This window comes from Aestuariicoccus sp. MJ-SS9, assembly GCF_032586235.1.
In the GTDB taxonomy this organism is placed as follows: domain Bacteria; phylum Pseudomonadota; class Alphaproteobacteria; order Rhodobacterales; family Rhodobacteraceae; genus Aestuariicoccus.
Window position 1 is genome coordinate 1 of sequence record NZ_JAWHTD010000089.1, and the last position, 6,355, is coordinate 6,355.

At 62.7% G+C, this 6,355-nt stretch carries 6 protein-coding genes; 1 reads left to right on the forward strand and 5 read right to left on the reverse strand.

The genetic code is table 11. From position 1 onward, the window contains the following. The 5 genes from RXV88_RS22945 to RXV88_RS22965 all read right to left on the reverse strand — a co-directional run. Window positions 1–505, reverse strand: a 505-nt coding sequence (locus RXV88_RS22945) for a hypothetical protein (protein ID WP_316296027.1), incomplete at its 3' end; no start/stop codon positions are given. Between the two features lie 119 nt (window positions 506–624). Next, a complete protein-coding gene (locus RXV88_RS22950; protein ID WP_316296020.1) occupies window positions 625–1,770 on the reverse strand; it encodes a YncE family protein in 1,146 nt (381 codons plus the stop codon). 678 nt (window positions 1,771–2,448) lie between these two features. Beyond that, window positions 2,449–2,649: a DUF1127 domain-containing protein gene (locus tag RXV88_RS22955; RefSeq protein WP_316296021.1), complete on the reverse strand. Its 201-nt coding sequence runs from the start codon at window positions 2,647–2,649 to the stop codon at window positions 2,449–2,451. After that, window positions 2,646–3,953: an NAD(P)/FAD-dependent oxidoreductase gene (locus RXV88_RS22960; RefSeq protein ID WP_316296026.1), complete on the reverse strand. Its 1,308-nt coding sequence runs from the start codon at window positions 3,951–3,953 to the stop codon at window positions 2,646–2,648. The genes RXV88_RS22955 and RXV88_RS22960 overlap by 4 nt, the downstream gene beginning before the upstream one ends. 126 nt (window positions 3,954–4,079) lie before the next feature. Then, window positions 4,080–5,027: a homocysteine S-methyltransferase family protein gene (locus RXV88_RS22965; RefSeq protein WP_316296023.1), complete on the reverse strand. Its 948-nt coding sequence runs from the start codon at window positions 5,025–5,027 to the stop codon at window positions 4,080–4,082. Window positions 5,028–5,184: 157 nt separating this feature from the next. On the opposite strand from RXV88_RS22965, the gene RXV88_RS22970 reads away from it, so the two are divergent. After that, window positions 5,185–6,183: a GlxA family transcriptional regulator gene (locus RXV88_RS22970; RefSeq protein ID WP_316296025.1), complete on the forward strand. Its 999-nt coding sequence runs from the start codon at window positions 5,185–5,187 to the stop codon at window positions 6,181–6,183. Window positions 6,184–6,355: the final 172 nt, after the last annotated feature.

Sequence of the window (6,355 nt, forward strand, 5' to 3'; positions counted from 1 at the left end):
GGAAACACTGGAGGTCCGGGCCGTCGAGGTCACAACGAGCAATATCGGCGACGCGCCGATGCTGCCTGAACTGCTGAGTCCCGATGAATGGCTCGGTGGGCGGCGAAGCCATGAAGCCATGCCACATTGAGTAGATACCGTTCGGCCCCCCGTTTTCGAAGTTGGCGTCGACTGTGCCAACGCCACCCTCGCAGGTGGAGGTGCCCGCACCCGTGGCGGAAGACCACTCACCGGGCGTGAGTCCGAGCGGATAGGGCCCCGTATCGCGCGTATCCAGAAAGTTGTGCGAGACTGGCGCTGCGGACGCGAATGGCGGTGCGTCCATGTTGCGTGTCGCAGACAAGGGGCGAAACACTTCGTCCGAGCTAGGCACCTTCTCGTAATAGACGTCCTGCGCGACCGGATCACAGGCCGCCGCGACGACCGGCAAGGTTTCGATGGCGTCTTCGGCAAGCCCGAAAGGTAGCAGCACGCAAAGCGCAGCCAATGAAAGGGGTCTTGTCATTATGCTGTCCGGACCTGTCTTTTCGAGATTACATCGGTGAAAGTCGGATCAGAGTGAGAGGCTGCCACGCGGCTGGATGGTTCCGGCGGGCGCGCACGCCCGCCGGAATGAACCCGGTGTCAGTGCGAGTGAAAGTCCTCGGCTTCGGGTGTCAGTACGATTGTGTTGATCGTCAGTCCCGCGTCCTTGAACGTGTCGATGCTGTCGATCCGTTCACCCGTCGCCAGATCGATCACAGAGATCGAGCCGTCGTTCATGCCCTCAAGATTGAGCAGGCTGTTTTGCACATAGGCCCGGCCGCCATCGGGCGAGAATACCAGATGATGCGCTCCGCCTGCCGTGTCTGTGGCCCAAAGATGCCTTGGCGCGCGCGGGTCGGTGATATCGAACGCGTTGAGAGTTCCCCGCATCGCCGATGTCACATAGGCCCTGTCACCCTCCGCGTTGAAATAGACCTCCAGGGTCATGCCCTGGCCCAGTTCGTCGAACCGGAATCCCTCGTGGAATTCGAAGATCTCCAGGCCGGGCCGCCACTCCGCCAGCCAGAGGCTGCCGTCCATGTTGGTGATGTAGGCAAGCGCGGGCTCCACCCCCGGCACAAAGAAGGCCTCTACCGGTCCGGCGCCCGATGGCGAAGGCCTGTCCGACACCTTGTGCGTGGAAAGAACTTCGCCAGTACTCGGCTGCATGACGACGATTTCCTCGCCCCACTGGGCCATATCCGAGGGGTTCGCGGTGCTGGTCACAAGTTGCCGATCAATGGCGTCATTGGTCGCGATGCCGTGCGGCCAGGGCGCGGGCATTGTCAGCGTCTCCAGCACTTCGTCGGTCCGAGCGTCGCCGACGATGACCACCGACGACCCCATGCAGGTCAGGTACCACTTTCCCTGAGCTTCGGAGAATGAGACGTCCTCGCCGACCACGCAGCCCGCGACTTCGACCGAGGTATGGCGATAAGGGAATGCGCTGAGGTCCAGAACGCGCAGCTCGGGTGTGTTCAGTGAGGTTACGTAGGCCTTGGTGCGCGACGGGTTGTAGAAGATGTGGTGCGAGAAGAAGTCTTCCGGCAATGGGATCTGGGCCAGTATCTGCCCGTAATCGGGCGACGTCGGATCCAGTTCGACGAAGGCGATGCCGTCCTCGCGTTCGCTCTGATCCGCGCCCTTGGTCTCGTATAGTACGAGCGCTGTCTGCTCTGCAGAAGCGATGCCCGCCACGAGCGCAAGTGCGCTGCTGGCGAGAAAAGTGGTGATGCAGCGTTTCATGGTCTTATCCTTGTTTTCAATTGGGGTGGGTCTTTGGTGTCCGGGTCGCCTCGCGGGGTCTGGAAGACATTTGTCGGCTGTTGCGAGGGTGCTCGGTCATGGATTTTTCCGACGTCACGGCACCCAGATATCCTGAGATGCGGACGCCGAAGTGTTCTCGTCTTGAGGGTCGTGCAAGATGGGCGAAAGGGACCGACGTCCTTGAGCATGTGCTCATTCAGGCGATTGAGTTCACACATCGATTTGTGCTGATGCGACTGATGCCAAAGGCGGTCTGCCGCCTCCTTCAGCTTCTCGAAAATCGCGAGATACCTGGGCTGGCACGGCGTGCCGACACTCGTGTCTCGCGCATATTCGAGAAATTCTGTGTGAACACTCATGTTCTTCTCCTGTCTGATCGGCCAAGGCGGCATGAGTCCCCTCGCTCGGCACGTCGGTATGGGCGCCGCGAGGTATGCGGCAGGCCTATTGGGGGACGGGATCCCTGGAATTGCCGCCCGTCCCGACGAAAAGGCCGATCGTCCGTAACCGCCGGCGCTGAACGACAAACAGTGCTCAGTGGAAATTGCCCCCTGTCGGGGGACGCGACCGGACCCTGCTGCGACCGATAGAGCTGTTTGCGCCGGCGGAGATCTGTTTGTGACGTTCAACTGTACCTGCGGGGGCACACCAGGGGGATCAGAGCCGGTGGTAGCCGCCCAGACGGTCCCGCTCCTCTCTTGTCAGGTGATCAATGCCGAGATCCCGCAGCAGGTATGGCGGCAAATGGTCGAGCCGGCGCAGTTGGAGTCTGCGCTGCCGCCTTTCACGCCAGCGGTGCAGAATACCTGCAAGGGGCACGCGTATGCCAAAGCGCGGGGGCAAGGTGAGGGTGGTCATTGGGATGCTCCTGTTGATGCGAAGGGTGATGTAACGGTGCCCGACTGTCGGGCGCGCCGGGCCCCGGCGGTCGACAGACCCTCGGGGGTCAGTTCGGACCGGCTGAGCCCCATATCCATCAGTTCGTGGTCTCGAAGACCGGAAAGGCTCGTCAGGTCACGATCGAGATGGCGTCGTTCATTCATGCTGCGCGCCGCGTGGCTTCGTCCGATCTGCCGTGCGATCCGGTCCGCGGTGACGCCGGCTGCGTGGAAATAGCCGGTGAAACCGGGTGTGAAGCCGCTGAACCAAAGACCCGGATGATCGGGGTCGGCCTGGCCCATTGGGTGGCGTGGGTGGCCGTTCCGGTCGAGAACGTCGAGGTCGCCGAACAGCCGCTCCAGCCCCGACCGATAGCCGGTCGCGCAGATCACGATATCCGGATCGACCCGACGTCCGTCGGCAAGTTCGACCCTGTGATCGTCGAAGCCCACAGTCTCGGCGACGGCTTCGAACCGACCCGCCTTGAGCGCGGCGACGAACCCGTCGTCCAATGCAAAGGTCACGCCCTCGCGATGCATCCGGCTGCCGCCGCCCATGGTATGGCTTCGAAGGCCGAAGCGGCGCAGGTTGCCGAAGGCCAGCCACTGGAGAACGGCGAAGGACGGGTCGAGCGACCATTTCGGCACGCGGGTGAACAGCTTGGCAAGCCGGTGCAGCGGAAAGCCCAGAATCCGGGTGGGCAGGATCGCCGGTCCATGGCGCACGGACACCCAGACCTTTGCCGGTTTGATCCGCGCGAGGTGGTTCAGAACGTCCGTGCCCGAGTTGCCGGCGCCGATGACCAGCACATTGCGGCCCTCGTATTGAGCCACGTCGCCGAAGTCCGCCGCATGCACGATCTTGCCGCCGAAACCGTCCATGCCGGGCCAGACGGGGATCGTCGGAATGCGATCGCGTCCGGTGGCGATGACGACGTGCCCGGCAACATACTCGCCCCAGGCGGTCTGCACCCGCCAAACGTCTCCATCCCGGGAAAGCCCGTTAACCGAGGTATTGAATCTTATCCTGTGGCGAAGCTGGCTTGCGTAAGTCTCCAGATAGCTCACGACCGTATCCCGGCGGACAAAGGTGCCGTCCTCACGGGTCATCGGTTTCCCCGGAAGCTCGGCGAAATGACGGTGAATGTTGAGCCGCAATTGTGGGTGCCGTGCCCGCCAGGGATCGGCGACTCGCCTGCTTGCTTCCAGGATCGTGACATGGATGCCCCGCGCCTGCAGCGCGTGAGCCGCGGCAAGCCCGGAAAGGCCCGCGCCAATGACGATGGCGCGCTCAGATTAGTTCGGTTTCATTTTCGTGTCCTTCGATACGTCGGCGGCCAGCGGCCGGGCGACGGATCATGCATGACCACGGGCGATCAGACCGATCGCCCCGTGGTCGTTGAAATGGGATCATGCGGGTATGAGACAGGTCTCGGCGATCTGATGGACGTGACGATGGTCGGTGCCACAGCATCCGCCCACCACACGCAGCCCCGGCAGACGCCGGGCCAGCCCCACATGCAGCGCGCCCAGCTCTTCCGGATCGCCTTCGTCCAGGCTTTCGGCCACATCCAGTTCGGCGTGGCTGAGGCGCGAGGCGTTGGTCCTCACGCCCCCGATCCGCGCGGTCCATCCGCCCGACAGGGTTTCCTGGAAATGCTCCGGATGGGCGCAGTTGACCATGTAATAGATCGGGGCGGCGTCCGTGGCCGCGTCGACCTCGGCGATTGCATCGGCAAGGGACTGGCCATTGGGCAAATCGCCATCGGTCTCGACCGTGAAGGAAATCACGACCGGCAAGCCTGCGGCAACGGACGCACGTGCAATCCCGATGGCTTCTCCCGGATGGGTCATCGTCAGCGCCGAGACCATGTCCACGCCTTCCCGCGCGAAAACGTCAATCTGAGGCGCGTGAAGCGACTGCGCCAGCGCCGGATCCAGTTCGACATCGGGCGCGTAGCCGTCGCCAGACGGGCCGACAACGCCATTGATCAGGATCGGCGAGACGCGGCCCGACCAGTCGGCGCGCAACTCCTTAGCGAAGTCGACGGCGTCGCCGGTCAGCCGAAGCATGTCGGCGGGGCTGCGATTCAGGGTCGACGCCCAGTGAACGCCGGAACGCCAGCTGTTGGTGTCGAGAACAAAGCCGGTTCCGGCAGTGGCGGCAAGCCCGAGATATCGCTCGAAATAGCGGGTCATCGCGTCACGACCGGCGTCGCTGTCGAGGATCACGCAGGCTGCGAAGCTCGGCAGATCCAGCCCTTCATGAAACAGCATTGACGTCTCGAATCCGCCATCGGTCAGGTACAGGCGCTGGTCATTCATCAGGCGTCGGGTGGCATCGTTGTAAAGTGGCATTCATCGTCTCCTTGGGTGTCGGGGCATGTCCCCGGGGTCGCCCTTCTATTGCTACGGGACCGCCTGTCGTGATATGCGCGGAATAGATGGAAACGGTGATAATCGGACATTCGCGATGACGATCGAACGGGCCACCTACAGGACGGCGGTTCTGGCCATGCCCTGCGTGGGCACTTCGACCGCGTTCAGCATTCTGGACGTGATGGCCTCGGTCGGACGCGACTGGGAGATGCTGCACGGGGACGCGCCGCGCCGGGCGGTCTTCGAGGCATCGCTGCTGTCGCTCGACGGCGCACCCTACACCGACGTCAACGGACGCAAGATCACGCCCGACGGGTCCGTTGCGGAATTTGGCCAGCCTGATCTGCTGATCGTCCCGGATCTTCACCTCGATCCGAACGGATCGATGCCGGCAGAGTTCGGGCCTCTTGCGTCGTGGATCGTCGATGCGCATTCCAGCGGCGCGATGGTCGCTTCGGTCTGCTCGGGTACACTTCTGCTGGCCGAGACGGGATTGCTGAACGGTGTCGATGCTACGACCCATTGGGGGTTTTGTGACGTCATTGCGCGCCGCTTTCCCGAGATCCGGCTGCGTCGGGAAAGGATTCTTGTTCCGTCGGGTGAAGGACACCGTGTCGTGACAGCGGGAGGCGCGTCAGCCTGGGCCGATCTGATGCTGTATCTTATCGGCCGTCTCGCCGACGACCGTGAGGCCAGGCGCATCGCAAAGATCTACCTGCTGCAGCCCCATAGCGAAGGACAGCTGCACTATGCATCGCTCGTGGCCGGACGACAGCATGACGATGCGATCGTCGCTGACGCCCAGGTCTGGGCGGCGGACAATTACGCGTTGGCGTCCCCCGTCGCCGCAATGGCCGCCCGCGCAGGGCTGACCGAGAGAAGTCTGCTGCGCCGGTTCCGCAAGGCGACGGGGCAAACCCCTGTCGACTACATCCAGACCCTTCGGATCGAGGAAGCCAAGCAGATGCTCGAGACGACGGATGCACCGATTGAGGACATCGCGACGGAGGTCGGGTATACCGAGACCTCGAGTTTCCGAAACGCCTTCAAGCGGCATGTTGGCATGGCGGCCTCGGCCTATCGCCGCAAACGGCTGCAATTGCCTTCAAGCACTTCCATTGCGTCGGTCGCCTGACTGTCGGCCGGCTTGATGAAGTAAATGTCAATATAAAACAGATATTTATAGGTGGTGAAGGTTGGATGTGAGGCCCATCCCCTCCGCCACTTGCCCTAGGGTCAGGACGCATTGATTTCCCTAGCGCTGCGTGATTCACGGCTCCGAAAACGGAGCGGTGACATGAGCGATC